Consider the following 25,487-nt stretch of genomic DNA (forward strand, 5'->3'; position numbering starts at 1 on the left):
AGAGAAGAAGCCGACAGAGAAGAAGGGACCCGCTGCCACGGCAGCGGGTCCCTTCTTCGTACGGCGGATGCTCAGCGCACCGGGCGGCGCAGATTCATCGCGAGTGCCGTGTAGGTCGCCGCGGAGAGCGCAGCGAGAACCATGTGGATTCCGACCAGGATCTCCGGCAGTCCGTTGCGCGCCTGGATGACACCCACGATGACCTGGACGGCGATGATGCCGAGGAGCGCGATCGTCCAGCCGCGCTGCGGAAGGCGCTGGGCGACGGCGGACACGGCGAGGATGAGCGCCAGCGTGCCGAGCACGTAGCCGGGCCAGGAATGGACGTGCGCCAGGATGCTCGCATCGAAGCCGGTGCGGATCACGTCCTCGTCACCGGAGTGCGGTCCTGCTGCGGTCGTGAGCACGCCGACGAAGACCGTGACCGCCAGCGCCAGACCCGTGACGTGGGTGAGGATCGCGAACGGACGCGGAGCCGCCGCGACGCGTTCGCCCCCGGGCTGACGCATGCGAACGAGGAATGTCGCCGCGATGCACACGATCACGACGGAGACCGTGTAGTGGAAGCCGACCAGCGCGGCGGCGAGCTCCTGCCAGACGACGAAGGCGCCCACGAGCGCCTGCACGATGACGAGCGCGACGATGACGGCGGCGATGACGAAGAGGTCGCGGCGTGTGCGGCGCATCCGCCAGACGAGAACCAGCACGCCCACGGCTGCGAGCAGGAGAGGGCCGCTGATGGTGCGGTTCGCGAACTCGATCACACCGTGGATGCCGAGCTCCGGCGTTGGGACGAGCGAGCCGGGGACGCAGACGGGCCAGTCGCTGCATCCGAGACCGGAGCCGGTGAGCCGAACGGCACCGCCGGTCGCGATGATCACGACGTTGAGGACGAAGGAGATCCACGCGAACACGCGAATGCGCGTATCGACAGCGGTGGGCAACCACTGTGCGAAGCGCGAGCGTGCGGGGGGATCGACGAGGGGGCGGGTGGCTGTTTCGGGCATGTGTCCTCCGGTTCCGCCGACATCGTGCAGAACGGCACCAGATGCGGGGGAACCTGTAGAATCGTCTTGTTGTGATGTGCGCGTTGAACGCAGAGCACATCACCTACAGTTTAGGCGCGATGGATGCGTCAGTGATGAGGGCCCACATCGGCCGCCACCTCCGCAGACTCGACGGGGGCACAGGCGTGTCGGGGCGGATGACACCGTTGCGGCCCATAAAGGAGAGTGTGTGATGTCGGATGTGCTGATCGACCGTCCTGAACTCGACGGTCTGGGGGTGTACGAGTTCGGCTGGCACGACGTCGACGCCGCCGGAGCGAGCGCGCGTCGCGGAATCAATGAAGCGGTCGTCCGCGACATCTCCGCGCTGAAGAGCGAACCCGAGTGGATGCTGAAGACCCGCCTCAAGGGGTATCAGCTGTTCGGGCGCAAGCCGATGCCGACCTGGGGGGCAGATCTCTCCGGCATCGACTTCGACAACATCAAGTACTTCGTGCGCTCGACCGAGAAGCAGGCGCAGTCGTGGGAAGACCTTCCGGAAGACATCCGTGAGACCTATGAGCGCCTCGGCATCCCCGAGGCCGAGCGTCAGCGCCTGGTCGCCGGCGTCGCCGCGCAGTACGAGTCCGAGGTCGTCTACCACCAGATCCGCGAAGACCTCGAGGCGCAGGGCGTCATCTTCATGGACACCGACACGGCACTGCGCGAGCACCCCGAGTTCTTCGAAGAGTACTTCGGCACCGTGATCCCTGCCGGCGACAACAAGTTCGCCGCTCTCAACACGGCCGTCTGGTCGGGCGGTTCCTTCGTGTACGTCCCGAAGGGTGTGCACGTCGAGATCCCGCTGCAGGCCTACTTCCGGATCAACACCGAGAACATGGGTCAGTTCGAGCGCACGCTGATCATCGCCGATGAAGGCAGCTACGTGCACTACATCGAGGGGTGCACGGCGCCGATCTACAAGAGCGACTCGCTGCACTCGGCCGTCGTCGAGATCATCGTGAAGAAGAACGCGCGCGTTCGCTACACGACCATCCAGAACTGGTCGAACAACGTCTACAACCTCGTCACCAAGCGTGCCGTGGCGCACGAAGGCGCGACGATGGAGTGGGTCGACGGCAACATCGGCTCCAAGGTCACCATGAAGTACCCGTCGATCTACCTGGTCGGCGAGCACGCCAAGGGTGAGACACTCTCCGTCGCCTTTGCAGGTCCCGGCCAGCACCAGGACGCCGGTGCGAAGATGATCCACCAGGCTCCGTACACCCAGTCGTCGATCATCTCCAAGTCGATTGCGCGCGGTGGCGGTCGCGCGGGCTATCGCGGCGAGGTCCGGGTGGATGCGAACGCGCACCACTCGGCCAACACCGTGCGCTGCGACGCTCTGCTGGTCGACACGAAGTCCCGCTCCGACACATATCCTGCGATCGACATCCGTGTCGACGATGTGCAGCTCGGGCACGAGGCGACGGTGTCGAAGGTCAGTGAAGAGCAGCTCTTCTACCTGCAGTCGCGCGGCATGCCCGAAGACGAGGCCATGGCGATGATCGTTCGCGGCTTCATCGAGCCGATCGCCCGCGAGCTGCCGATGGAGTACGCGATGGAACTCAACAAGCTCATCGAAATGGGCATGGAAGGATCGGTCGGCTAAATGGCGGCCTCGACGACAGCGCCTTCGCAGGCGCCGAACACGCACGCGCACGTGGACCCCGCAGCTCAGGTCGCCGACGCCGGATTCGTTCCGGTGCAGACCCGCTCCGAGCGTCCTTCATCCTTCGAGATCGATGACTTCGGTGTACCGACGGGCCGTGAGGTCAACTGGAAGCACACCCCGGTCGCCGCGCTCACCGGTCTCTTCGAGACCGCGACGGGCGCCGCGGGCGTCGTCACGGAGATCCGCTCCGGCGCCTCGCACGTCGCGACGCCCCTCGCCGTGGGCGCGGCACCCCGCGGAGAGTTCTTCCGTCCGGAGGACGTGACGGCTGCCGTCGCATGGAACGGCGCGGCAGAGGCGATGCATGTCCGCATCGACCGAGAGGTCGAGGTGGCAGAGCCCATCGAGATCGCCTTCCTCGGTCAGGGCGCAGAGCTTCGTGCCGATGCGCACATCGTGATCGAAGCCCTGCCGCACAGCTCGGCTACCGTTGTGCTGCGGCACTCGGGTTCTGCGCAGTATGCGCAGAACGTGGAGATCATCGTCCGCGACGGTGCTCACCTCAAGGTCGTCTCGGTGCAGCAGTGGGATGCGGACGCGATTCACGTCGCAGCTCACCAGGCGCGAGTTGATGCGAACGCGACCCTCACCCACACCATCGTCAGCTTCGGTGGCGGCCTGGTGCGCGTGAACCCGAACATCGAACTCTCGGGCGCAGGTTCCGAAGGGCGCATCTTCGGTCTTTCCTACGCAGATGCGGGACAGCACCTCGAGAGTCAGGTCTACCTCCACCACAAGGGTCCGCACACGACCGGTGACGTCCTCTACAAGGGCGCGCTGCAGGGCGCGAGCGCGCACAGCGTGTGGATCGGTGACGTCCTGATCGGACCGGATGCCACGGGCACCGACTCCTACGAGGCCAACCGCAACCTGGTGCTGACGGAGGGCGCACGCGCCGACTCGATCCCGAACCTGGAGATTCAGACCGGTGACATCGTCGGCGCAGGTCACGCCAGTGCGACGGGTCGCTTCGACGACGAGCAGCTGTTCTATCTGCAGGCTCGCGGTATCACGGAGGAGGAGGCACGCCGTCTGGTCGTGCTCGGATTCCTCAGCGACATCGTCCAGCGCATCGGCGTTCCGACCCTGGAGGACGAGCTGCTGGAAGAGATCGAGAAGGAACTCGCCGAGGTGAATGCATGACCGCACAGCGCGCCTGCGCACTGAGTGAGCTGGAGCAGGACACCGCGGTGCGGGTCGTCCTCGACGGCGTCCCGATGGCCGTCGTCCTCGACTCCGCCGGCGAAGTCCACGCCATCGGCGATGTCTGCACCCATGGCGACATCTCCCTCTCTGAGGGCTTTGTGGAAGGTGAAACGCTGGAGTGCTGGGCCCACGGCTCGGCGTTCTCGCTGCGCACCGGCAAGCCTCTCAACCTCCCTGCTTACGAGCCCGTCCCGGTCTATGTCGTCGAGATCGACGGCGATGACGTGCTCATTGATCCCACTGTGACAAAGGAAGTCTGAATGTCTGTCCTCGAGATTCGCGACCTGCACGTAACGGTCGAGACGGAAGTCGGCACGACGCCGATCCTCAACGGCATCACCCTCACCATCAACACGGGTGAGACCCACGCGATCATGGGCCCCAACGGGTCCGGAAAGTCGACGCTCGCGTACACGATCGCCGGCCACCCCAAGTACACCGTCACGAGCGGCTCGATCACCTTCGACGGTGCCGACGTCCTCGAGATGTCGGTCGACGAGCGCGCCCGCGCCGGTCTGTTCCTGGCCATGCAGTACCCGGTCGAGATCCCGGGCGTCACGGTCACGAACTTCCTCCGCACCGCGAAGACGGCCATCGACGGCGAAGCGCCGGCGATCCGTCAGTGGACCAAGGACGTGAAGACGGCCATGGCAGACCTGCGCATGGACCCGAAGTTCGCGCAGCGCAACGTCAACGAGGGCTTCTCCGGTGGCGAGAAGAAGCGTCACGAGATCCTGCAGCTCGAGGTGCTCAAGCCGAAGCTCGCGATCCTCGATGAGACCGACTCCGGTCTTGACGTCGACGCGCTGAAGATCGTGTCCGAGGGCGTGAACCGTGCGAAGGAACAGACCAACCTCGGTGTCTTGCTCATCACGCACTACACCCGCATTCTCCGCTACATCCGCCCCGACTTCGTGCACGTCGTCGTCAACGGCAAGATCGTGGAAGAGGGCGGCCCTGAGCTCGCTGACCGCCTCGAGGACGAAGGCTACGACCGTTTCCTCGACCCCGCCGCCCCGATCGAGGCGTAGGCTGATCGCATGACAGTGACTCTCGATGGTCAGAAGTACGACGAGGTCACCGAGGCGCTCAAGGATGTGATGGATCCCGAGCTCGGGATCAACGTCGTCGACCTCGGCCTCATCTACGACCTCTCGTGGGATGAGGAGAACGACGCGCTCGTGATCCACATGACGCTGACGAGCGCCGGATGCCCGCTGACCGATGTTCTCGAAGAGCAGACGGCGCAGGCACTGGACAACGTGGTCGATCGTTTCCGCATCAACTGGGTGTGGATGCCACCGTGGGGTCCGGAGCGGATCACCGACGACGGCCGCGACATGATGCGCGCCCTCGGCTTCGCGATCTGATCGTTTTGCACAGAGCGCCTGTGTGCGGTTTCGGAGAGAATCCGGAATGCACGCAGGCGCTCTGTCGTGCCCGGGGGTCACTACTCTGAGTTCATGACCACTTCTGTTCTGCGTGCGCTCCCTCTGCAAGAACTTCGGGAGCGCACGAGTGCGAAGTGGCGCACCTACCCGCAGGATGTGCTGCCGCTCTTCGTGGCGGAGACCGACTTCGCACTCGCCCCGGAGGTCGAGGCAGCCCTGCAGCGCGCCGTGAGCATCGGTGACACCGGGTATGTGGCGGGGGAGACGCCGCTGCCCGAGGTGTTCGCCGCCTTCGCTGCACGCCGATACGGGTGGCACGTGGATGCGTCCCGTGTGCGCACGACCGCAGATGTCAGCATGGGGATCGTCGAGCTCTTGCGTGCGCTGATCGTCCCGGGGGACCGGGTCATCGTGAACCCTCCGGTGTATCCGCCGTTCTACGAAGTTGTCTCCGAGGCGGGCGGTGTCGTCACCCGGGTGCCGCTCCGCGACACCGGGGATGGCTGGGAGCTCGACCTCGCGGGCATCGAGGCTGAACTCGCCGACGGTGCACGGGCGATCCTGCTCTGCAACCCCCACAATCCGACGGGTACGGTCCACTCTCGGACTTCGCTCTCCGCACTTGCTGAGCTGGCCGCGCGGTTCGGCGCTGTCGTGATCTCGGATGAGATCCACGCACCGCTGGCGCAACCGGCCGCGGGGTTCACACCGTTTCTGGCGGCGGGTGATGCGGCGTCGGCCGTCGGCTACGTCGTGACGAGCGCGAGCAAGGCGTTCAACCTCGCGGGCCTCAAGTGCGCGCTCATGATCGCGGGCAGCGATGAGACGGCAGCAGTCTTCCGCACTCTTCCGGACGAGGTCTTCTGGCGGACGGGACAGTTCGGGCTGCTTGCCGCAGTGGCGGCGTTCCGTCCGGAGAGCGACCCGTGGTTGGACAGCCTCCTCTCGACCCTCGACGAGAACCGCCGTCTCGTCGCCGAGCTCCTCGCGACACACGTTCCATCGGCGCGATATCGGATCCCGGATGCGGGATATCTCGCGTGGATCGACCTGTCCGACGCGGGCCTGGGGGAGAACCCCTCTCGCGCGATCCTGCGTGATGCGAAGGTCGCGCTGCATTTCGGGCCCGCCTTCGGTGCGGAAGGCTCCGGTCATGTGCGCCTGAACTTCGGCACGAGTCCTGAGCTCATCACCGAGGCGATCACGCGCATCGGTCGGATGCTCGCCTCATGAGCGCGGAGGTGCGCGCCCTCACGATCTGGGATCGAGAGCGGCTGGGGATCTCGCTGGGTGCGGCGGCCCTCATCTTCCTCGCGGCGATCGAATCTCTCGCCGTGACCACGGTGATGCCCGTGGTCGCAGAAGACCTCGACGGCATGGCCCTGTATGCGGTCGCCTTCGCCGGCACGTTGGCGACGAGCGTGATCGGCATGGTTGCCGCGGGCGCGTGGTCGGATCGTGCGGGGCCTCGCCGGCCGCTGTATGCGGCGGTCATCCTCTTCATCATCGGGCTGGTCGTCGCGGGCATCGCGACCACGATGCCCGTCTTCCTTCTGGGGAGGCTGGTGCAGGGGCTCGGTGCGGGCGCGCAGACGGTGGCGCTGTATGTCGTCGTCGCCCGCGTGTACCCCGCGCACCTGCACGGGCGCATCTTCGCGGTCTTCGCGGCGGCCTGGGTGGTGCCGTCGATGATCGGCCCCTTCCTCGCCGGCGCGGTGACCGAGTTCCTGCACTGGCGCTGGGCGTTCCTGGGCGTCGCGGTGCTCGTGGTGATCGCATTCACGATCGTGGCGGTGAAGCTACGGGCCGCTCCGCTCGGTCCGATCGCCTCGGATCCCGCGGAGGGTGACGCGTCAACGCCCGGAGTCAAGATCGGGCTGCGGATGTTCCTCGCGGTCGTGATCGCGCTGTCGGCGGTCGGTGTCGGCCTCGCGGCCGAAGTCCCTGGCATCCTGGGCTGGGTCGCGGCGGCGGGGTGTGTCCTCGTGATCGTGATCGCGATCGTTCCGCTGGTGCCGAAGGGGATGCTGCGGGCGCGACCCGGGCTTCCGAGTGTCGTTCTGCTGCGCGGGATCGTCGCAGGAGCTTTCTTCGCGGCCGAGGCGTACATCCCGTTCCTGTTGTTGGCGGAGTTCGATTTCAGTCCGACCTGGGCAGGTCTCGCACTCACGCTCGCGGCACTGGCCTGGGCGAGTGGGTCGGCGCTTCAAGGGCGCTACGGCGAAGCGATCGGAAGCCGTCGCATTGCCGCTCTGAGCCTGCTTCTGCTGGGGATCGGCATGGTCTCTCTGCTCGTCGTCGCCGTGAGCGGCGCGGTGCCCTGGCTGGCGATCATCGGCTGGGGATTCGCTGGAGGCGGCATGGGGCTGCTGTACCCACGTCTCACGGTTCTGACTCTGGCGTTCTCCCGGCCCGGGACCGAAGGTTTCAACTCGGCGGCGCTGTCGATCTCCGACGCGACGGGTGCGGCCGTGGCCATCGCGGTCGCGGGTCTCGCATTCGCGACGGTATCGCCGATCGCCTCCGGTTTCCTCGCCGTCTTCGGCGTGGGACTTCTTCTGGTGCTGGGCGGGATCGTTCCGGGGCTCAGGCTGGGCTCTGCGCCGATCGAAGAGCGGCACTGAGAGGAATCCCGGCAGAGAAGAGCGCGATGCCGGTGTCGAAGACGCGTGACGACGAGTCGGCGAACGGGCTCTCGTCTCCCGCATCCGCCCCATGGCTCGCCGCGTGCATCCGCTGCTGCAGGAGCATGGTGTGCCCGAGGATGAACTGCAGGACCGCATCCGCGACGTCCGAACGGACGTCGGGGGCCAGCGGCGCGTCCAGGATCGCGTCTTGGATGATCTCGGTCGCGCGCGTCGCGCCTAGCCGCAGGGCGGCAGTGCTCTGGACAACTTCGGCGCCGTCGCGATAGGCGAGCAGAGCGTCGCGGATGCTGCGTGCGGTCAGCAGCAGGCGTGTAGCGGCATCGCTGCTGTCCGCAGAACGCTGAGGAATCTGACCGACGATGCGGTCGGCCACGGCAGCGAGGAGCTCCTGTTTGTTGGCGAAATGCCAGTAGAGAGCGCTGGGCTGGACGTCGAGCTCGGCGGCGAGCCGACGCATCGAGAGATCGGGAAGGCCCACCTGATCGAGCAGGGAGAGGGCCACATCCGTGACGCTCTCGCGGTCGTGTCTCGGGTTGCGCGCAGCCATCATGTTCTCACTATACTGAACGCCGTTCATGTGAACACTGTTCAGGAAGAGAGATCCCGTGTCAGCTCCCACCCGCCTCGATGCTCGTGACCTCGCTCGCATCGCCATCTTCGCCGCGCTCATCATCGCGCTTGGCATCGTCATGGTGCCGGTGCCGGGTGGCGTCCCGATCACGGGACAGACGCTCGGCATCATGCTCGCGGGCATCGTGCTCGGCGCCTGGCGCGGATCCCTGGCCATCCTGACGGTGCTCGCTCTCGCGGCCGTCGGGCTTCCGGTGCTCACAGGCGGGCGTGGTGGACTCGGCGTGTTCGTGGGACCGACCGCCGGGTACATGCTCGGGTGGATCGCGGGTGTCATCGTGATCGGTCTCATCGTCCGTCGAGGCGCGTCGACGCTGCGCGTGTGGCGCGTCGTCTTCGGAGTGCTGCTCGGCGGCATCCTCGTGGTCTACCTCTTCGGCGTTCCGGTCCAGGCGCTCGTGACCGGCGTCGATCTCCTGCCCACGGCTGTGTCGAGCCTCGTGTTCCTGCCCGGCGATCTGCTGAAGGCCGCCATTGCCACCGGCCTCTCGCTGGCGCTGTACCGGGCGTATCCGCCCGCGTTCGGCGGCGCCTTCGGGAGCCACACGACGACCACCTCTGATCATGCTCCGGTCCCGTCGCACCGCTGACGTTCGCAAGAGCGCCGACGCGCACGGCACGGGAAGGGCGATCCTGTTGGAGGATGTCGAGGTCGCCTTCGGCGCACGGACCGTGCTGAGCGGCGTGAATCTGGACCTCGACGCTCCTCGCATCGCGGTGATCGGCGCGAACGGTTCGGGCAAGTCCACCTGTGCGCGGCTGCTCAACGGCCTTGTGACGGCGACGTCGGGGAGTGTGCGGGTGCACGGGCTCGATCCTGTCGCGCAGCGTGCGGCCGTGCGACGGCGCGTGGGGTTCGTCTTTTCGTCGCCCGATGCACAGATCCTCATGCCGACCGTGGCCGAGGACATCGCGCTGTCGCTTCGCGGGAGCGGCCTTGGTGCAGGAGACCAGCGGGCGCGTGTCGCGCGGGCACTCGCCGCTCACGGGCTCTCCGATCTTGCAGATGCGCCCGCGTACACGCTGTCCGGCGGGCAGAAGCAACTGCTCGCGATCGCCTCGGTCCTGGTGACACAACCGGAGCTGATCGTTGCGGACGAGCCGACGACGTTGCTCGATCTGGGCAACGCGCGGCGTATCGGCGCGCTCCTGCTGGAGGAGATCGATGCCAGAGTGGTGCTCGTCACCCATGATCTCGAGCTCGCCGCGCGCTGTGACATCGCCGTGCTGTTCGATCGGGGCCGAGTCATCGCGGTGGACGAGCCTCTCGACGTCATTCGACACTATCGAGGCATGCACGAGTGATCCCCCTGTATCGTCCGGGACAGAGTTACGTGCACCGCGTGCCCGCGGGCGTGAAGCTCGCGTCACTCGCGTTGTGTGCCGTGGTCGTCATGGCCGCGGTGCATGACCTCCTGTCCGCGGGAATCGCGCTGGTCGCGACGGCGGTGCTCTACCTCGTGGCAGGGTTCCACGATGCGACGATCCTGCAGGAAGCCTGGCGGTTGCGCTGGCTGATTCTCGTGCTTGGGGGAGCGCTCGCTGTGTTCGTCTCGACCGAGGTCGCCGTGGTGAACACATCCCGCGTCGTGGTCCTGATGCTGCTGGCCGCGCTGCTGACCCTCACGACGCCGGTCGGGGCGCTCCTCGACACGCTGCATCGGGTGCTGCGACCGTTGCGTCCGCTCGGAGTCAATGCGGATGCGGTCGCGCTGACCCTGCTGCTCGCTCTGACGCTCGTGCCGTTCGTCGCGGACGTGCTCGCTCAGGTGCGGGCGGCACATGCCGCGCGTGGGGTGCGAATGGGACGCCATACGCTGCTGCCCGTGCTCGTGCGGGTTCTGCGTCATGCCGACGACGTCGGGGATGCGCTGAGCGCACGCGGCCTTGCGTAACCTTCGGGGCGGGCAGGAGAGCGCCGCACAGCCAGGCGCAGAGCGAGGACATACAGGCCGACGGCGAAGGCCGCGGTGAGCGGTGAGGTCCCCAGAATCAGCAGTCCGAGGGTGCCGCCCACACCGAGCAGGACGGCACCTGTGACCGCCGCGCCGGACGTCGATGGTGCCGGGACACCCGACTCCCACCGTGCGAGGAGGAGAGCCGCGAGCGCCGTCAGAGCGAGCGTCGTCACGAGCCAGAGTGGGCGCTGCATCCACCAGTCGACGCTGCTCAACGCCGGAAGGCTCTGCCCACTCTGCAGCGCGAAAGCCGCGGTGAGGCCGGCCATCGTGAGCAGAACCGGCATGTGCCAGAGGTACATCGTCATGGTACGGGGCGTGATGAACGCGGTGATCCGCGCGACGAGCGGTCGTCGACTGAACCCGATGACCCGAGAGCGGTACAGCGACAACACGCTCGTGTGCGCGAGGCCCACGAGCAGCAGGGCCGTGGTCGGCGGGTTGATGTTCGCGATGAGATCCGGGGAGAAGATCCCGAAGGCGCACGCGAGGAACAGCGCGGTCGTGGCGGAGAGTGCGAGGACGCCACGCGTACGGCGCGCCAGCGCATCGATGGTGCCGTCGGCCAGGAAGAACCCCAGCTGCTGGAGGGCGATCCAGACGAAGGCGAGATTCAGGAAGCCCAGGCCGTCGTTCCCGGTCAGCGCGCGAAGGATGTCCACGGTGACCGCGAGCGTGGAGAGAGCGCCGATCGAGAGCAGTGGGGCATCCTCGTGCATCCGGGCGAGAGTGGGAAGCAGGGCTTGGCAAGCGAGGAAGACGGCGAGGAACCACAGGGGCTGCCCATAGCGGAATCCGGCGGTCACGACGAAGTCGGCCGGGATCCCGCAGAGCACCAGAACCGTGAGTGCCGCTCCGACAATGCCGACGGCGTAGAGTGCAGGGCGGAGCAGCCGATGCACGCGGGCGGCGACGAAGGCTGTATCCGACCCGCCGCGCACCCGGTGTCTGCGGTACGAAAGCAGCCCGGAGAACCCGGCGATGACGAAGAAGAGCGGCATCACCTGCAGGAGCCAACTGACGGGCACGATCCACCAGGTTCCGACGCTGGCGTTCTCGAAGACGGGCGCGCCGTCCTCGACTGTCACACCGACCATGATCGCGTGCAGCAGCACGACCCCCACGACGCAAAGGGCGCGGACGAGGTCTATGCCCGGATCCCGCAGCGCTGCGCCGTCGTGCGCGCTGCTGCTCGGCGTCGCTGGTGCGGTGACAAGAGCCATGGGTCCTCCTCGGATGGGATGTCCTTGGAGGTTATGAACCCGGTGGTAACCCGCACATCACCCTGGAGTGCGGACCTGCACCCCTACTCAGGGGTGAGCCGCTCGCGGTTCAGGCAGAGGGGGAGACGAGCCCGGTGTCGTAGGCGAGGATCACGGCATGGACGCGATCGCGGAGGTTCAGCTTCGCGAGGATCTTGCCGACGTGCGTCTTCACGGTCTGCTCGGAGATGAAGAGGTCGGTCGCGATCTCTGTGTTCGAGCGTCCGCGACCGATGAGGACCAGAACCTCGCGCTCGCGTTCTGTGAGGGCTGCGAGAGCGGTGCTGTCGCGGATGTTCCGCGGCCGGTTCCCGGCAAACTGCTCGATGACCCGGCGCGTGACGCTGGGCGAGAGCAGGGCATCGCCTCCGGCGATCACTCGGACAGCGTGGACGAGTTCCTCGGGGAGGGCGTCCTTGAGGAGGAAGCCGCTCGCACCGGCCGCAAGGGCGTCATACACATAGTCGTCGATGTCGAACGTCGTGAGCATCAGAATCCGTGGCACGCTCGCGGCAGGGTAAGAGGGGCCGAGGATCCGCCGGGTCGCTTCGATGCCGTCCATCTCGGGCATCCGCACGTCCATGAGGATGACGTCCGGGCTGAGGCGGGCGGACGCGGTGATCGCCTCTGCGCCTGTGGACGCCTGTCCCACCACCTGGATGTCTTCATGGATGTCGAGCAGAGCCGTGAAGCCTGCGCGAATCATCGCCTGATCGTCGGCGATGAGGATGCGAATACTCACGCGGTCTCCTTGTCGATGGGGTTGGCGCTGGGCGGGTCTGCAGTCAGCGGAAGAGCGGCATCGACGGTCCAGCCCCCGTCGACGCCGGGCCCTGCGGACAGCGAACCACCGAGTGCCTCGGCGCGCTCACGCATGCCGCGCAGGCCGAAGCCGCCGGCGTGAGGCGGAGGAGGCGACGCGGATGCCTCGTTTCTGATGTGCACGCGCAGCATCCCCTCGTCCGTCGTCAGCCGTACCGCTACGGTGCTCCCGGGGGCGTGCCGGACGGCGTTACTCAGCGCTTCCTGCACGATGCGGTAGGCGGCGATTTGAACCCCCTCCGAGGCCGTCGCCGACAGCTGCGCGTTCTCGATCGAAAGGCTGATGCCCACCCCGGTGCGACGCATCGTCTCGATGAGCGACGGGATGTCGGAGATGCGATGCTGCGGTGTGAGCTCGGCCGCGTGATCCTCGGTGCGCAGGACACCGAGCATCCGGCGCATCTCGGTCAGCGACCTGCGCGCTGTCGCAGCGATGTCGTCGAACTCCTGTGCGGCGCCCTCGGCGATGTCGGGGATGCGGAAGCGCGCGGTCGAAGACTGCACCTGGATCACCGACAGGCTGTGTGCGATCACGTCGTGCAGCTCGCGCGCGATGCGGGTTCGCTCTTCCACGAGCGCCCGACGCGCCTGTTCGACGGCGGTGTGCTCACGCTCACGCTCGAGCTCCGCCGCCACGTTCCTGCGGGCTCGGATCAGCGCGGCGATCACGTAGGCGACGACGGCGCAGGACGCCGCGACGATCAGATTCGCGGTGACGACCGCGACGGCATCGGCCGTGCTCGTGAGGTCTCCGCGGAGGAGGGGAGCTGCCAGCGATGCACCTACGCCGATGATCAGCACCAGCGCGCCGCGACGGAACCCGCCGTGAAGGGTGATGGTCACGATGACGAGGATGAACGCGAGCAGCGCGGGTACCGACCACGGCCATGGCGCAGAACGCGCTTGTACCGAGTCCACGACGACGGGGAGCGCGATAACCGCCAGAGCGAAGAGCGTCAGTGCGGTGCGCGGCGCGACGAGGAACAGCAACGGCACCGCACAGAGCGCTGCCGACAGCAGGAGCGACAGGGCAAGCGGCACGCCGTAGGCGACGGTGAGTAACGGGACCATGACCGAGAGGATCGTGACTCCTGCCGCAGACAGCAGCACGAGCGCCACGACAGGGAGCGTTCGGGTCATCTGACCGTCTGCGATTGGCGATCGCACGGGACGAGAACGGCCGGTCATGCGAATCATCCTGCCAGCTGCGGTACGGCGGCGCGACGCCGGCGAAATGCCGCGACCCGATCAATGACGAGGCCGATGCTCAGAGCGATCACGATTCCGAGCACCGCGCTCAGGAGAGGCTGGTCCTTCAGCCACGCACCCGCAGCCAGACCGATCATGACACTGAACAGGCTCCAGCTCGCGCCCGCGAGGACGCTCAGGGGCAGGAACCGGCGCCACGCAAACCCGAGTGCGCCTGCGGACATGTTCACCGCTACCCGTCCGACCGGCACGTACCGGGCGCAGAGAATGAGCGAGGCACTGCGCCGATCGAGTGCACGACCAGCATGCGCGAACGCGGAGCGCACCCGCGGCCTGCGCATCCACGCGAACCGTTCGGTGCCGAGTCGACGTCCGAGCAGGAACGCGATGTTGTCGCCGATCGTGGCTCCGACGGCCGCCACGACACCCAGGAGCACGATGGTGCCGACATTCCCCGTCGCTGACGCTGCGGCCGCTGCGGCGACCAGCACGGTCTCGCTGGGGACGGGAGGGAAGAACCCGTCGATGATCGTCACGAGCAGCAGCACGAGCACCAGCCAGGGGGAGGCGACGGCCTGCAGAATGAGCTCATTGATCACGTCCATCCGTCCACCGTAGAAACGGTGGCCGCTCCGCAGCATCCACCCCTGGCGCTATCCGCCTCCCTCTCTGGAGTGATCTTGTCCCTGCCGAGAAAGGCAGACGCTCGGGCGCGCCGCATATACTGGGGGGCTGACCGCTCGGTCATCTACCCACCTCAACGAACGGACGTCCGCTGTGCTTGCCGTGCACGATCTCGAGATCCGCGTTGGAGCGCGCCTCCTCATGGAGAATGTCTCGTTCCGCGTCGCCGATGGCGACAAGATCGGACTGGTCGGTCGCAATGGCGCCGGCAAGACGACCCTGACGAAGGTTCTCGCCGGCGACCTGCTGCCCTCGGGCGGAAAGGTGGACCGCCACGGCGAGCTGGGCTATCTGCCGCAGGACCCGCGCACGGGCAACCCCGAAGACCTCGCGCGCACCCGGATCCTCGACGCTCGTGGACTCGGCCAGCTGCACATCAACATCAACGAGGCCTCCCACCTCATGGCATCCGACGACCCCGCCGTCGCCGAGAAGGCGATGCGGCGCTACGGCAACCTCATGGAGCGCTTCGAGGCGCTGGGCGGCTATGCGGCCGAGGCCGAGGCCGCATCCATCGCGCACAACCTGTCGTTGCCGGATCGCATCCTCGATCAGCCGCTCTCGACCCTCTCGGGCGGTCAGCGCCGCCGCATCGAGCTCGCTCGCATCCTGTTCTCGGACGCGCAGACGATGATCCTCGATGAGCCCACCAACCACCTCGACGCCGACAGCGTCGTGTGGTTGCGCGAGTTCCTCAAGAACTACAAGGGCGGGCTCATCGTGATCAGTCACGATGTCGAGCTCGTCGGCGAGACGGTCAACCGCGTCTTCTACCTCGACGCGAACCGCCAGGTCATCGACACCTACAACATGAACTGGAAGAACTACCTTCGTCAGCGCGCTGCCGACGAAGAGCGGCGCAAGAAGGAGCGCGCGAACGCCGAGAAGAAGGCGACGACCTTGCAGCAGCAGGCCGCACGTTTCGGTGCCAAGGCCTCGAAGGCGGCGGCCGCGCACCAGATGGTCGCGCGCGCCGAGAAGCTGCTGGCGGGTCTCGAGGACGTCCGTCAGGAAGACCGGGTCGCGAAGCTGCGCTTCCCGAAGCCCGCAGCGTGCGGCAAGACCCCGATCATGGCGACCGGGCTGTCGAAGTCCTACGGCGCGCTGGAGATCTTCACCTCCGTCGACCTCGCGATCGATCGCGGCTCCAAGGTTGTCATCCTCGGTCTCAACGGTGCCGGCAAGACGACGATGCTCCGGATGCTCGCGGGCGTCGACGAGCCCGATACCGGAACCATCGAGCACGGTCACGGCCTCAAGATCGGGTACTACGCACAGGAGCACGAGAACCTCGATGTCGATCGCTCGGTGCTGCAGAACATGGTCTCGGCCGCGCCGCACATCACCGAGACGGAAGCACGCCGTGTGCTCGGTTCGTTCCTGTTCACAGGTGACGATGTGCTCAAGCCCGCCGGCGTGCTCTCCGGCGGTGAGAAGACGCGGCTCTCTCTCGCGACGCTCGTCGTCTCCTCGGCCAACCTGCTGCTTCTCGATGAGCCGACGAACAACCTCGACCCGGCGTCGCGTCTGGAGATCCTCGACGCACTCGCGCATTACGAAGGCGCGGTCGTGCTGGTCTCGCACGACCCCGGTGCCGTCCAGGCACTCAACCCCGAGCGCGTGCTGATCCTTCCGGACGGCGTCGAGGACATCTGGAGTCAGGAGTACCAGGACCTCATCGAGCTCGCCTGAGCGGCGGCCGACTCCGTTCAGGCGTGCGGTCGGAGGTGGATGCTGCCACCCCGGCCGCGCGCAGCGCTCAGACGTGCGCGTCGAGAAGCTCGTCTTCCTCGTCGGCATCGCGATCCCGGCGACGACGCTTCTCGACGACAGGCGCCCCCGCGGCATCTTCGCGATGCTTCACGATCTCGGTGCGGATGATGTACCCGATGAAGATGAAGCCCATGAGGGCGAAGAGGATCCACTGGATCGCGTATGACAGATGGGGACCCGGGTCTTCCGTCGGTGCGGGAAGAGCGGCGGGACGCGTGTCGGGGGCGGGGCTCTCGCTCACGAGCTCGCCGAAAGCGCCGGTGTCCAGAGCGTCGTCTCCGAGGACGGCGGCAACCGTCTCCAGATGGATCGTGGGCACCTGCCCGGGAGGGGCCGTCGTGCGCCCAGAGGGCGGGAGAGGCTCGCTGGGTCGGAGGCGCACGATGACCTCGACCTGCCCACTCGGGGGAGTGGGAATGACATCCGGCATCGTGCTCTCTCCGGGCGCGACCCATCCGCGATTCACGAGGAACTCGCGTCCGTCCGCCATGCGCAGCGGCACGAGCACCTCGAATGCGCTGGTGCCTCCGTGAGGGCGATTGCGGACGAGGATCTGATCATCCACGTTGTACGCGCCGACAAGACGCACCGGACGCCAGGTGTGATCTTCGCTCAGGGGCTCGCCCGGAGCCAGCAGGTCGTCGAGGGGCACGGGATCCACGTCGTAGTTCTTCGCGACCAGCGCGAGCTCGACGGAACGGCTCTCGTTGCGCTCGAACTGCCAGTTGGACAGCCAGACGCACACGATCGCGAAGACGATGGCCACGGCGACGTATCCCGACCAGCGCAGCACCCACTCACGCCTCACGACAGACCCTCCCGAATCTCGACGGGGAAATCTCGGGCGCGCAGATACTCGCTGAGGAACTCGAGGTGTTCGTCACAGGCCAACCAGATCTTCTCTCTGTCTGCGGCGTGGATGCGGGGGTTTCGCCAGACGATGCGATGCGTGGCGATCTCGCGGCAGGCGGCGCGCGAGCATTCGACGCTCACTCCCGACTCGATTCATCATCACCCTCAGCGCTGTCGTTCTGCGCGTCGAGGAGCGGCCTCGACTCATGCAGTGTGATCGTGCGCGGCTGCTCCGCAGGCGGCGCGACCGGTTCCTGCGAGGGAGGGGCGAGCTGCATCTGCGGAGATTCCGCGGTGGGCTCTTTGTTGTCCGAGCCCGCGTTCGCGATCACGACGGCGAAGTAGGGGAGCACCGCCGCGGCTATGCCGAACACCCAGGTGTACCAGCCGTACGGCGTGACCGCGACCATCAGGATGAAGCAGACGACGCGAATGCCCATCGTGATGATGTAGTGGCGCACACGGGCGCTCTCCTCGTCGCGCGGTGCGCGCGGAAGCGAGGTGAGCGAGGGGGTGCGTCTGGATGCCATCACGGTGCTTCCAGCCTACGCCGCTCGGGACGCATCGGCGCCCCGAGCGCGTGCGGTTCAGGCGAACCAGGCGATACCGAAAAGGAAGAGGAACCCGACGAGGAACAGCGCCGCAAATGCTGTGACGACGTAGCCCATGATCAGTCCGGCGATCGCGAGACCGCGCCCAGCCAGAGCGGGATCGGCACGGAGCCGGCCCAGTGCCATGTGTCCCGTGACGATCGCTACGATCGCCGCTGCGATGCCGATTCCGAAGATCCCGAAGAAGACGCCGATGATCCCGGAGATGAAAGCGGTCACGGCCAGGCCGCTCGTGGGACGAGGAGCAGGCGGAAGCGGTGAGGCGGGGACCGGGTAGCCCTGCGGTGCGGGCGCCGCGTGTCCCTGATAGGGGGAGCCGGGAGTCGCGAAGTACGTGGGCGCTGCCCCGTATGCCGGAGGCGCGTATCCCGGTGCCCTAGGCGCAGGCGCAGGCGGCGTGCCGTAGGCAGGTGCGGGCGTGGGCGGTGCCGCGTAGGCAGGTGCGGGAGGTGCTCCATACGGAGGCGCAGCCGGCGCGCCATACGCGGCCGTGCGCGGCGCGGGGTCGTTGGTCGGCGCACCGGGGTAGGGCTGGTAGGGCGTCTGAGGGGAACCCTGCCAGGGAGGGGAGGCCTGGCTCGGCTGGTCGGGGAATCCTCCCGCAGAGGTGTTGTCGCTCACGCTGCTCCTTCGTCGATGGATTCAGCGTTTCAGCCGGAACGAGAGCGTGTCAACTCGTCTGCTCCGCAGGATGCACAGGAGGTCGCTAGGCTGGTGCGGCCCGCTTTCGCTCTTCTGGGAGAACATACTCATGACCTCTGACCGCGTCGTTCTTGTCACCGGTGGAAACCGCGGTATCGGCCGCGCCATTGCCGAGCGTTTCGTTCGCGACGGTTACCGCGTCGCGGTCACCGCTCGCAGCGGCGAAGGCCCCGAGGGCACGCTCACGGTGCGGGCCGACGTGACGGATGCGGCTGCTCTCGACGCCGCCTTCACCGAGGTTGAGAACACGCTCGGTCCTGTCGAGGTGGTCGTCGCGAACGCCGGCATCACGAAGGACACTCTGTTGCTGCGTATGACCGAGGATGACTTCGACAGCGTCGTCGCCACCAACCTCGGCGGAACATTCCGCGTGGTCAAGCGTGCGTCGAAGGCGATGCTGCGGGCGCGGTTCGGTCGCGTCATCCTGATCTCGAGTGTCGTGGGTCTCTACGGTTCGGCCGGGCAGATCAACTACTCGGCGTCGAAGAGCGCCCTTGTCGGTTTCGCTCGTTCGCTCACGCGCGAACTCGGCGGTCGCGGCATCACGGCCAACGTCGTGGCGCCCGGCTTCATCGAGACGGACATGACCGCGGAACTGCCCGAAGAGACCCAGAAGCAGTACAAGGCCAACATCCCCGCCGGACGATTCGCCAGCGCGGACGAGGTCGCGGGTGTCGTGACCTGGCTGGCCTCCGACGATGCCGCCTACATCTCGGGCGCAGTCATCCCGGTGGACGGCGGCCTTGGCATGGGCCACTGACGCGGCAGCAGCCTCAGCGCAGGGCGTCGACGATCTGAGTGGCGAGGTTCTGCGGCTGCGAGAACTGCGGCCAGTGACCGGAATCCAGACGAACCACGCGTGACGTCTCGATCGCGTCATACTCGGCGGCGAACGGACCCCAATTCGCGATCTCCTCGGCGAGCGACTGCTCGTCGAAGGAGCCCATCAGCAGCGTGACCGGAATGCGGTAGCGCGCCTCGTGTGACAGCACGATCGGATCGGTGGGAACCCGCGCCGGCACGCTCTTCGCTGCCGCAGATGTGCGCGCGCGTGTGCGGTCGTCGAGGTCGGCCACCTCTTCCGCGGGGAAGAAGTCCCACCCGGGGAAGGGGACGACCCCGTCGACGACGGGAAGCTCGTTGATGCCGTGTCCGTCGGCGGGCGGAACCGTGTCGACGAAGATGACGTGCGTGACCTGCTCGGGCCGTTCGGACGCGGCGGCCCAGACGACGTTGCCCCCACCGCTGTGGCCGACGAGCACGACGGGCTTGCGCAGTTCATCGATCTTCTCTGTCACGGCACGGACCCACTCAGCGATCCCGATCTGTGCGCTCTCAGGGGCCGCGACCCCGGTGCCCGGCATCGTCAGCGGATGCACTCGATGCCCCGCTTGAGTAAGCGCTGGCGTGACCTCAGCCCAGCTGTCTTCGTCGAGCCAGAGGCCTGGTACGAGAATGATGTCCATGTCCGCAACGCTACGCCGTGCCTCGGACGTTGGCTACGGTCGACGTCGGCTAGGGAAGTAGGGGGATGACGGCGCTGAGGTCCTGCGGTCCGATGACCAGGTTCGCCGCGGCCCGAACGGCGGGCTTCGCGTTGAAGGCGATGCCGAGGCCCGCGGCATCCATCATGCGGAGATCGTTCGCGCCGTCGCCGATCGCGATCGTACGGCTGACGAGCACGCCGAGCTCATCCGCCCATTCGCGCAGCGACGACGCCTTCGCCTCCGCATCCACGATCTCGCCCTCGACGAGACCCGAGAGTGCGCCGTCCACGACGCCGAGGCGGTTGGCGCGCCAGCGGTCGACGCCGAGACCGGGAGCGATGTGGTCCAGCACCTCGTGGAATCCGCCGGAGACGACGCCGACGACGCCGCCACGCGCATGTACGGCGGCGGTCAGCTCTGTCACACCCACGGTCGGTCGTACGCGTGCCCGCACTCGCTCGAACGCCTCCAGCGGCACGCCCTTCAGCGCCGCCACGCGCGAACGCAGGCTGGTCGCGAAGTCGATCTCGCCGCGCATCGCCGCCTCCGTCGCGGCCTGCACCTCCGCGCGACGGCCCGCCTCGTCGGCGATGAGTTCGATCACCTCGTCCTGCAGAAGGGTGGAATCGGCATCGAGGACGACAAGGAAACGCGCAACGGTCACGCTCCGAGCGTAGCGGGCGCTCAGACCTCGATGCGCACGCCCTTGCCGACCACCGTGATGCCCGAATCCGTCACCGTGAATCCACGTGAGAGATCGCGCTCGCGATCGACGCCGACGGTGGCACCGTCCGCGAGAATGACGTTCTTGTCGAGGATCGCCCGGTGCACACGCGACCCGGCGCCCACCTGCACGCCTTCGAAGAGCACCGACTCTGTGATCGTCGAACCGCCTGCGGCGAGTGTCCACGGACCCACAACACTGCGCTCGAGGTGCGTGCCGGACAGCACCGACCCCAGCGACACGATCGAATCGATCGCGTTGCCGATGCGGCCAACCGAATCGCGGACGAACTTCGCGGGCGGCGAGTTCACCGCCTGCGACCGGATCGGCCAGCGCATGTTGTAGAGGTTGAACACGGGCAGAGTGGAGATCAGGTCCATGTGGGCGTCGAAGAAGGAGTCGATGGTTCCGACATCCCGCCAGTAGGCGCGGTCGCGCGGCGATGACCCAGGAACCTCGTTCTGCTTCATGTCGTAGAAGCCTGCCTCGCCGCGTTCGACGAAGTACGGCACGATGTCACCGCCCATGTCGTGTCCGGACGTCGGCAGCTCGCCGTCTTCCTCGACCGCGGCGATCAACGCGTCAGCATCGAAGATGTAGTTGCCCATGGACGCGAGAACCTCGTGCGGGGAGTCGGGAAGGCCAGTGGCATCCGTCGGCTTCTCCAGGAACTGGTGGATGCGGCCTGAGCCGTCGGCGGCGACATCGATGACGCCGAATTGGGACGCGTGAGCGAGGGGCTGGCGGATGCCGGCGACGGTGACCTTCGCGCCGGACGCGACGTGCGCTTCGAGCATCTGCCGGAAATCCATCCGGTAGACGTGATCGGCCCCGATGACCACGACGATGTCCGGCTTCTCGTCATTGACGAGATTGAGGCTCTGCAGGATCGCGTCTGCGGAGCCCGTGAACCACCGTTTGCCGAGGCGCTGTTGTGCGGGTACCGACGTCACGTAGGAGTCGAGCAGAGAGGACATCCGCCAGGTCGTGGAGATGTGCCGGTCGAGGCTGTGCGACTTGTACTGCGTGAGCACGACCACCTGTCGGAGGCCCGAGTTGATGAGGTTCGAGATCGCGAAGTCGATGAGCCGATACTGCCCGCCGAACGGCACCGCGGGTTTGGCGCGATCCATCGTGAGGGGCATGAGTCGCTTTCCCTCGCCGCCGGCGAGGATGATCCCGAAAACCTTCAACGGTGCCGACATGGCTCCACCATAGATGCCGATTACCGCCTTGTACTAGCGTTCAGAACATGCGCGTCGACATGATTACGAAGGAGTACCCGCCCGAGATCTACGGCGGGGCCGGAGTGCACGTCGCAGAGCTCGTGAAAGCCCTGCGACCGCACGTCGATGTGCAGGTTCGCGCCTTCGGATCCGAGCGGGATGAACAGGGGACGAACTCTTATCGAACGCCCCTCGAGCTGGCCTCCGCGAACCCCGCGCTGCAGACGCTCGGCACCGATCTGGTCATGGTTCCCGACATCGCCGGTGCCGACATCGTGCACAGTCACACCTGGTACGCGAACTTTGCCGGCCACCTCGCGTCGCAGCTGCACGGCATCCCGCATGTGCTGACCGCGCACAGCCTGGAACCGCTGCGGCCGTGGAAAGCGGAGCAGCTCGGCGGTGGCTACGTGGTCAGCAGCGGCATCGAGCGGCTCGCCTACGAGAACGCGGACGCGATCATCGCGGTGAGTGCAGGAATGCGCGCGGACATTCTGCGCAGCTACCCGCAGGTCGATCCCGCACGTGTGCGGGTCATTCACAACGGCATCGACGTCAACGCGTGGCATCCCGTGCACAACCCCGATTTCGTGCGGGCCCAGGGGATCGATCCGGATCGTCCGTCCATCGTGTTCGTCGGACGGATCACCCGGCAGAAGGGCCTGCCCTATCTGCTGCGCGCCGCCGCGCTCCTTCCGCCTGAGGTGCAGCTCGTGCTCTGTGCCGGCGCGCCCGACACCGCCGAGATTATGGCCGAGGTGCAGGCGGGGGTGCGCGCGCTGCAGCAGTCGCGTGACGGTGTCGTCTGGATCGAGCGGATGCTTCCGCGGGATCAGCTCTCGGCGATCCTCTCTGCGGCCACGACCTTCGTCTGCCCCTCTGTCTACGAACCCCTGGGCATCGTGAACCTGGAGGCCATGGCATGCGGCGCGGCCGTCGTAGGGACAGCGACCGGCGGCATCCCGGAGGTCGTCGATGATGGCGTCACCGGGCGTCTCGTGCCGATCGAGCAGCTTCAGGACGGCACCGGGACGCCCGTCGATCCCGATCGCTTCGTCACGGACCTCGCCGCTGTCCTCACAGAGGTCGCAATCGATCCGGACCGCGCGGCCGCCTACGGGGCGGCAGGGCGAGAGCGCGCCGCCCAGGAGTTCAGCTGGGCCGCGATCGCCGACACGACCCGCGGTCTCTACACGGAGCTGGGCGCGTGAGCCGATAGGCTGGGGAGCATGTCTGGCGCCCTGGAATTCAGCGACGTCGTCGTGCGTCGCGACGGCCGAAACATCATCGATCACGTGACCCTGTCCGTCGAAGATGACCAACGCTGGGTCGTCCTCGGCCCGAACGGCGCCGGCAAGACGACGCTGCTGCAGCTCGCTGATACCCTCATGCACCCGACTTCGGGTCGCGTGGACATTCTGGGGGAGACGCTCGGGCACGTCGACGTCTTCGAGTTGCGCCCGCGCATCGGCTTCGCCTCGTCGGCGATGGCACGTCGAATCCCGGCGTCCGAGACGGTGCTCAACACGGTGATGACTGCCGCCTACTCGGTCACAGGGCGCTGGAATGAAGAGTACGAGTCGCTCGATGAGCGCCGTGCACGCCGCGTCCTCGCACAGTGGAAGCTCGAGCACCTCGCGGAGCGCACGTTCGGAACACTCAGTGACGGCGAGCAGAAGCGCGTCCAGATCGCGCGCGCCGTCATGACCGACCCGGAGCTCCTGCTGCTCGACGAGCCGACTGCGAGCCTCGACCTCGGCGCTCGCGAGGAGCTTCTCATCCTTCTCGGTGAGTATGCGCAATCGCCGATGACGCCGGCGATGGTCATGGTCACGCACCACGTGGAGGAGATCCCGGTCGGTTTCACCCATGTGCTGCTGCTCCGCGACGGAGCCATCGTCGCCGCGGGCCCTCTGGCCGAGACTCTGACGGCCCAGGCGCTGACGGAGACCTTCGGCATGCCGATCGCTCTGACGCATGAGGCCGGACGCTACGCGGCACGCTCCGCAGGCTGACGCTCGCGTCTGTTAGGATTGATCCTTGGTGCGGATTCGCGCCGCAGACTTCCCTCGCCCCTGGCACAATCCAGGGCACCACTTAAGGAATCCCATGAAGACTGACATTCACCCCGACTACCAGGCAGTCGTTTTCCGCGACCTCGGCTCGGGCGAGACGTTCCTCACCCGTTCGACCGTCTCGAGCGACAAGACCATCGAGCTGGACGGCGTGGAGTACCCCGTCATCGACGTGGAAATCTCGTCGGCTTCGCACCCGTTCTACACGGGCAAGCAGCGCATCATGGACTCGGCCGGTCGCGTCGAGAAGTTCAACCAGCGCTTCAAGGGCTTCGGCGGCAGCAGCAACTAAGCAGCATCCGCTCCCAAAAGACCCCGCCTCGGCGGGGTCTTTTGCGTCTGCAGGCCCCGAGCCCTTCGGCGGAGTCACCCGACGGCGCGCTCCGCATCGGGCGGAGTGATGATGATGCGACCGTTCTGCGCGAGATCCGGCGGGTCACCGGGGGAGGGTGCAGGAGCTGTGCGTCGATGCTGGCGGTCGCGCTCGGCACCGGCTTCCGCAGCGGACGGCGACCAGAGGGCGTCGAAGGCCCCGCCCAGACCTCCCAGCCCCGAGCCGGTGTACTTCGTCTCGAGGGGACGCTGGCTGAAGACCTGCGCAACACCCCAGATCAGAAGGACGGGGCCGATCGCCACGATGAAGGCGATCGTCGCCCAGCCGAAGACGTCTTCCATCGGCACAGCGTACCGCGGTGCGCGTGTGAGTCGTCAGGCGCCGCTCGCGTCCGCGCGGACGGGCCAGGAGCCGTCGAGTGTCTCGGTGGCGTCCAGTCGGCCGATCTGAATGAAGTACTCGGTGAGGCTCTCTGCCTGAGAACGCGCCCAGCCGATCTGCTGCACGTGCAACTCCCCGGCGGAGGGCGCCAGTGCGAACCGCTCAGCGAGAGCGAGTGCGACGCGACCGGCGGCGATCGCGTCGGCAGACGCCTCATGTGCGTCAGTCAGCGGAACCGCATAGTGTTCGGCGACCGCGGTGAGCGTGCGCTTTCCGCGACGGTATCGGTCCACCCGCTTGTCGATCACGAGCGGATCGATGACCGGCGAGGGATTCTCGAGTGGGCGAATGTCGTGACGCAGCGCTTCATGGTGCAGCAGCGAGAAATCGTAGGACGCGTTGTAGGCGACGACCGGCAGTCCCTGGGCGAAGAGGGCACGGAGAGCATCGGTAATCTCGCTGACCACCTCGGCGGCGGGGCGGCCCTCGTTCTGAGCGCGCGCGGTGGTGATGCCGTGGATCGCCGCGGCGCCCTCGGGTATCGGCACGCCGGGGTCGGCGATCCAACTGCGAGAGGCGATCACTCGCCCCTTCGCGTCGAGGACGCCGACGTGCGCGGTCACGATCCGGTCGTGCACGACGTCGACTCCGGTTGTCTCGAGATCGAAGACGCCGACGCGGGTGAGCCAGTCGGGCGCGGCATCTGCGGAGGTCATGAGCACCACGTTAGAGCCGGGCTCGGACATCGCTCGGAAGGCGCTCGGAGAGCGCGGAAACGACACGCGGAAGGG

The 25,487-nt window shown here is 66.9% G+C and carries 29 protein-coding genes; 15 read left to right on the forward strand and 14 right to left on the reverse strand.

Features of this window, described 5'->3' with window-relative positions; all coding sequences use genetic code 11:
* Window positions 1-71: 71 nt before the first annotated feature.
* The gene (locus JOD62_RS14100) at window positions 72-1,007 is read right to left on the reverse strand and encodes a COX15/CtaA family protein (RefSeq protein ID WP_204939868.1); all 936 of its coding nucleotides are present in this window, start codon (window positions 1,005-1,007) and stop codon (window positions 72-74) included.
* A gap of 232 nt (window positions 1,008-1,239) precedes the next feature.
* Here JOD62_RS14100 and sufB point away from each other — a divergent pair, with 232 nt between their 5' ends.
* The 7 genes from sufB (at window position 1,240) to JOD62_RS14135 (ending at window position 7,942) form a co-directional block, all read left to right on the forward strand.
* Entirely contained in the window at window positions 1,240-2,658 is a 1,419-nt protein-coding gene (sufB, locus tag JOD62_RS14105) for a Fe-S cluster assembly protein SufB (protein ID WP_204939869.1), read from the forward strand.
* Window positions 2,659-3,864: a Fe-S cluster assembly protein SufD gene (sufD, locus tag JOD62_RS14110; protein WP_204939870.1), complete on the forward strand. Its 1,206-nt coding sequence runs from the start codon at window positions 2,659-2,661 to the stop codon at window positions 3,862-3,864.
* Entirely contained in the window at window positions 3,861-4,187 is a 327-nt protein-coding gene (locus JOD62_RS14115) for a non-heme iron oxygenase ferredoxin subunit (protein ID WP_204939871.1), read from the forward strand. The genes sufD and JOD62_RS14115 overlap by 4 nt, the downstream gene beginning before the upstream one ends.
* Complete coding sequence (sufC, locus tag JOD62_RS14120) at window positions 4,188-4,958, forward strand: Fe-S cluster assembly ATPase SufC (protein ID WP_204939872.1); 771 nt, start codon at window positions 4,188-4,190, stop codon at window positions 4,956-4,958.
* A 9-nt stretch (window positions 4,959-4,967) separates the two neighbouring features.
* Window positions 4,968-5,297: a metal-sulfur cluster assembly factor gene (locus JOD62_RS14125; protein ID WP_204939873.1), complete on the forward strand. Its 330-nt coding sequence runs from the start codon at window positions 4,968-4,970 to the stop codon at window positions 5,295-5,297.
* A 93-nt stretch (window positions 5,298-5,390) separates the two neighbouring features.
* Entirely contained in the window at window positions 5,391-6,551 is a 1,161-nt protein-coding gene (locus JOD62_RS14130) for a MalY/PatB family protein (protein WP_204939874.1), read from the forward strand.
* Complete coding sequence (locus JOD62_RS14135; protein WP_204939875.1) at window positions 6,548-7,942, forward strand: MFS transporter; 1,395 nt, start codon at window positions 6,548-6,550, stop codon at window positions 7,940-7,942. The genes JOD62_RS14130 and JOD62_RS14135 overlap by 4 nt, the downstream gene beginning before the upstream one ends.
* On the opposite strand, the gene JOD62_RS14140 is transcribed toward JOD62_RS14135, so the two are convergent.
* On the reverse strand, window positions 7,905-8,543 hold the full coding sequence (locus tag JOD62_RS14140; RefSeq protein ID WP_239526731.1) for a TetR/AcrR family transcriptional regulator: 639 nt from the start codon (window positions 8,541-8,543) through the stop codon (window positions 7,905-7,907). The genes JOD62_RS14135 and JOD62_RS14140 overlap by 38 nt on opposite strands.
* A gap of 28 nt (window positions 8,544-8,571) precedes the next feature.
* Here JOD62_RS14140 and JOD62_RS14145 point away from each other — a divergent pair, with 28 nt between their 5' ends.
* From JOD62_RS14145 to JOD62_RS14155, 3 genes are read left to right on the forward strand one after another with little or no spacing between them, the layout of a single operon-like run.
* Window positions 8,572-9,186, forward strand: a complete 615-nt coding sequence (locus JOD62_RS14145; protein WP_271171556.1) for a biotin transporter BioY — start codon at window positions 8,572-8,574, stop codon at window positions 9,184-9,186.
* Window positions 9,161-9,901 carry an energy-coupling factor ABC transporter ATP-binding protein gene (locus JOD62_RS14150; protein WP_204939876.1) on the forward strand — a complete coding sequence of 247 codons (741 nt, stop codon included), beginning with the start codon at window positions 9,161-9,163 and terminating at the stop codon, window positions 9,899-9,901. The genes JOD62_RS14145 and JOD62_RS14150 overlap by 26 nt, the downstream gene beginning before the upstream one ends.
* Window positions 9,898-10,491 carry a CbiQ family ECF transporter T component gene (locus JOD62_RS14155; protein WP_204939877.1) on the forward strand — a complete coding sequence of 198 codons (594 nt, stop codon included), beginning with the start codon at window positions 9,898-9,900 and terminating at the stop codon, window positions 10,489-10,491. The genes JOD62_RS14150 and JOD62_RS14155 overlap by 4 nt, the downstream gene beginning before the upstream one ends.
* Here the strand turns inward: JOD62_RS14155 and JOD62_RS14160 are convergent.
* The 4 genes from JOD62_RS14160 to JOD62_RS14175 form a co-directional block, all read right to left on the reverse strand.
* Window positions 10,443-11,777 (reverse strand): acyltransferase family protein, encoded by a 1,335-nt coding sequence (locus tag JOD62_RS14160; RefSeq protein ID WP_204939878.1) that lies wholly within the window; start codon window positions 11,775-11,777, stop codon window positions 10,443-10,445. The two genes, JOD62_RS14155 and JOD62_RS14160, sit on opposite strands and share 49 nt — an antisense overlap.
* 109 nt (window positions 11,778-11,886) lie before the next feature.
* Window positions 11,887-12,558 carry a response regulator gene (locus JOD62_RS14165; RefSeq protein ID WP_204939879.1) on the reverse strand — a complete coding sequence of 224 codons (672 nt, stop codon included), beginning with the start codon at window positions 12,556-12,558 and terminating at the stop codon, window positions 11,887-11,889.
* A complete protein-coding gene (locus tag JOD62_RS14170; protein WP_204939880.1) occupies window positions 12,555-13,778 on the reverse strand; it encodes a sensor histidine kinase in 1,224 nt (407 codons plus the stop codon). Before JOD62_RS14170 ends, JOD62_RS14165 begins: the two co-directional genes overlap by 4 nt.
* 53 nt (window positions 13,779-13,831) lie before the next feature.
* Window positions 13,832-14,452 (reverse strand): DedA family protein, encoded by a 621-nt coding sequence (locus tag JOD62_RS14175; protein ID WP_204939881.1) that lies wholly within the window; start codon window positions 14,450-14,452, stop codon window positions 13,832-13,834.
* Window positions 14,453-14,624: 172 nt separating this feature from the next.
* On the opposite strand from JOD62_RS14175, the gene JOD62_RS14180 reads away from it, so the two are divergent.
* Window positions 14,625-16,223 carry an ABC-F family ATP-binding cassette domain-containing protein gene (locus JOD62_RS14180; RefSeq protein WP_204939882.1) on the forward strand — a complete coding sequence of 533 codons (1,599 nt, stop codon included), beginning with the start codon at window positions 14,625-14,627 and terminating at the stop codon, window positions 16,221-16,223.
* Between the two features lie 67 nt (window positions 16,224-16,290).
* Here JOD62_RS14180 and JOD62_RS14185 read toward each other — a convergent pair whose 3' ends face one another.
* The 3 genes from JOD62_RS14185 to JOD62_RS15130 form a co-directional block, all read right to left on the reverse strand.
* Window positions 16,291-17,112 (reverse strand): SURF1 family cytochrome oxidase biogenesis protein, encoded by an 822-nt coding sequence (locus JOD62_RS14185; RefSeq protein ID WP_204939883.1) that lies wholly within the window; start codon window positions 17,110-17,112, stop codon window positions 16,291-16,293.
* A gap of 181 nt (window positions 17,113-17,293) precedes the next feature.
* Window positions 17,294-17,686, reverse strand: a complete 393-nt coding sequence (locus tag JOD62_RS14190; protein WP_204940234.1) for a DUF3099 domain-containing protein — start codon at window positions 17,684-17,686, stop codon at window positions 17,294-17,296.
* 57 nt (window positions 17,687-17,743) lie between these two features.
* Window positions 17,744-18,388, reverse strand: a complete 645-nt coding sequence (locus JOD62_RS15130; RefSeq protein WP_204939884.1) for a DUF4190 domain-containing protein — start codon at window positions 18,386-18,388, stop codon at window positions 17,744-17,746.
* Between the two features lie 130 nt (window positions 18,389-18,518).
* Here JOD62_RS15130 and JOD62_RS14200 point away from each other — a divergent pair, with 130 nt between their 5' ends.
* Window positions 18,519-19,229: a beta-ketoacyl-ACP reductase gene (locus tag JOD62_RS14200; protein ID WP_204939885.1), complete on the forward strand. Its 711-nt coding sequence runs from the start codon at window positions 18,519-18,521 to the stop codon at window positions 19,227-19,229.
* Window positions 19,230-19,242: 13 nt separating this feature from the next.
* Here the strand turns inward: JOD62_RS14200 and JOD62_RS14205 are convergent, their stop codons facing one another.
* From JOD62_RS14205 to JOD62_RS14215, 3 genes are read right to left on the reverse strand one after another with little or no spacing between them, the layout of a single operon-like run.
* On the reverse strand, window positions 19,243-19,935 hold the full coding sequence (locus tag JOD62_RS14205) for an alpha/beta fold hydrolase (protein WP_204939886.1): 693 nt from the start codon (window positions 19,933-19,935) through the stop codon (window positions 19,243-19,245).
* Window positions 19,936-19,984: 49 nt separating this feature from the next.
* The gene (gene serB, locus JOD62_RS14210; protein ID WP_204939887.1) at window positions 19,985-20,620 is read right to left on the reverse strand and encodes a phosphoserine phosphatase SerB; all 636 of its coding nucleotides are present in this window, start codon (window positions 20,618-20,620) and stop codon (window positions 19,985-19,987) included.
* Window positions 20,621-20,640: 20 nt separating this feature from the next.
* Window positions 20,641-21,885 (reverse strand): glucose-1-phosphate adenylyltransferase, encoded by a 1,245-nt coding sequence (locus JOD62_RS14215; RefSeq protein ID WP_204939888.1) that lies wholly within the window; start codon window positions 21,883-21,885, stop codon window positions 20,641-20,643.
* 47 nt (window positions 21,886-21,932) lie between these two features.
* Between JOD62_RS14215 and glgA the strand changes: the two genes are divergently transcribed.
* From glgA to JOD62_RS14230, 3 genes are all read left to right on the forward strand, one after another.
* Window positions 21,933-23,117 carry a glycogen synthase gene (glgA, locus tag JOD62_RS14220; RefSeq protein WP_204939889.1) on the forward strand — a complete coding sequence of 395 codons (1,185 nt, stop codon included), beginning with the start codon at window positions 21,933-21,935 and terminating at the stop codon, window positions 23,115-23,117.
* A gap of 18 nt (window positions 23,118-23,135) precedes the next feature.
* Complete coding sequence (locus JOD62_RS14225) at window positions 23,136-23,921, forward strand: ABC transporter ATP-binding protein (RefSeq protein WP_204939890.1); 786 nt, start codon at window positions 23,136-23,138, stop codon at window positions 23,919-23,921.
* A gap of 94 nt (window positions 23,922-24,015) precedes the next feature.
* Complete coding sequence (locus JOD62_RS14230) at window positions 24,016-24,273, forward strand: type B 50S ribosomal protein L31 (protein WP_204939891.1); 258 nt, start codon at window positions 24,016-24,018, stop codon at window positions 24,271-24,273.
* A 74-nt stretch (window positions 24,274-24,347) separates the two neighbouring features.
* Here JOD62_RS14230 and JOD62_RS14235 read toward each other — a convergent pair whose 3' ends face one another.
* Window positions 24,348-24,656: a hypothetical protein gene (locus JOD62_RS14235; protein ID WP_204939892.1), complete on the reverse strand. Its 309-nt coding sequence runs from the start codon at window positions 24,654-24,656 to the stop codon at window positions 24,348-24,350.
* Between the two features lie 33 nt (window positions 24,657-24,689).
* Complete coding sequence (locus tag JOD62_RS14240; RefSeq protein WP_204939893.1) at window positions 24,690-25,412, reverse strand: 3'-5' exonuclease; 723 nt, start codon at window positions 25,410-25,412, stop codon at window positions 24,690-24,692.
* Window positions 25,413-25,487: the final 75 nt, after the last annotated feature.

This window comes from Microbacterium keratanolyticum, from assembly GCF_016907255.1.
Lineage (GTDB): Bacteria > Actinomycetota > Actinomycetes > Actinomycetales > Microbacteriaceae > Microbacterium > Microbacterium keratanolyticum.